This is a genomic window from Acinetobacter sp. 228, from assembly GCF_048147885.1.
The window spans coordinates 1-1114 of the sequence record NZ_JAYWYV010000502.1 but is presented as its reverse complement, the minus strand read 5'-3'; the positions used below and the strand labels follow the sequence as shown (position 1 = coordinate 1114).

The window sequence follows — 1114 nt, the reverse complement described above, 5'->3', positions numbered from 1 at the left end:
AATGGTACTCACCGACCATTCCTGTTGCGCGAATGACCCGATGACATGGAATTAAATACGCAATCGGATTTTGGCCAATTGCTGTAGCCACTGCTCTGACTGCTTTAGGTTTTCCAATTTGCTCAGCAATATCTTGATAGGTTCGTAACTGCCCTTCGGGAATAGTAAGCAGTGCCTCCCATACTTGTAGCTGAAATGGTGTTCCTGCAAGATTAAGCGGTAATTTCTGCTGTAAATGTTCTGAGAAATCTTGTCTAAACCACTGTGCAATCTGTTGATGCCAAATCGGAGAGTGATTTTTTAATTGAGCTTTCGGAGAATACTGTTTAACGATTTCTTGTATGTTATCACTGTGATCAACAAAGCGAACAGAACAAATCCCTTTATCACTACTTACTACCAATAAGTCACCAAATGGACTCGTTTCAACTGAATAATTCAATTCAACGCCATCACCTTGCTGCTTGTATTCACCAGGGGTCATCCCTTCAAGCTGAATAAATAAATCATGTAAACGACCCGTACCCGACAGTCCAGTATTTAAAGCCGTATCTAATAAACTACGTTGCTGCATTAAATAATATTTTGCTTGCTGCAAGCTCATATATTGCACAAACTTCTTAGGGCTAATGCCTACCCATTCTTGGAACTGCCGCTGGATATAACTCGGACTTAAATTCATATATGTAGCGACATCTTCTAAGCTTGGTTGCTGATCTAGATGTTCATATAAATATTCAATAATTGTGGCAATCGCAGCAAATTGCCGAGAAGAAAGCATTTGCATCTGTCACCTCCTTAGGTACTCAATCTTACTTTAAAGGAGCCAAGACACCATGACGACCCGATTCTTGCACTTTCCAATAAAAAAGCCTTTCGCAAGGAAAGGCTTTTGAAAATCTTTTTAATTTTATGGCTGCTTTAGGTATGGCCATGCAGCTTTTAAATAAATAAACATTGACCATAAAGTCAGAATAACGGCGGTATATAACAAAGCATAGGCCAATACTTCTAAAGGCTGCCAATTCAACAGGAATACACTAATCGCAATCATTTGAAATGCAGTTTTATATTTACCGACTGTTGATACGGCTACACTGGTCCGCGCCCCAAG

The 1114-nt window shown here is 39.8% G+C and carries 2 protein-coding genes; both read right to left on the bottom strand.

Annotated features, from left to right (window positions below):
* A partial coding sequence (locus tag VXQ92_RS20230; protein ID WP_416682991.1) for a methylated-DNA--[protein]-cysteine S-methyltransferase occupies positions 1–787 on the bottom strand: 787 nt, incomplete at its 3' end.
* A 123-nt stretch (positions 788–910) separates the two neighbouring features.
* The coding region (locus VXQ92_RS20225; protein ID WP_416682990.1) for a CDP-alcohol phosphatidyltransferase family protein at positions 911–1114 on the bottom strand (204 nt) is incomplete at its 5' end.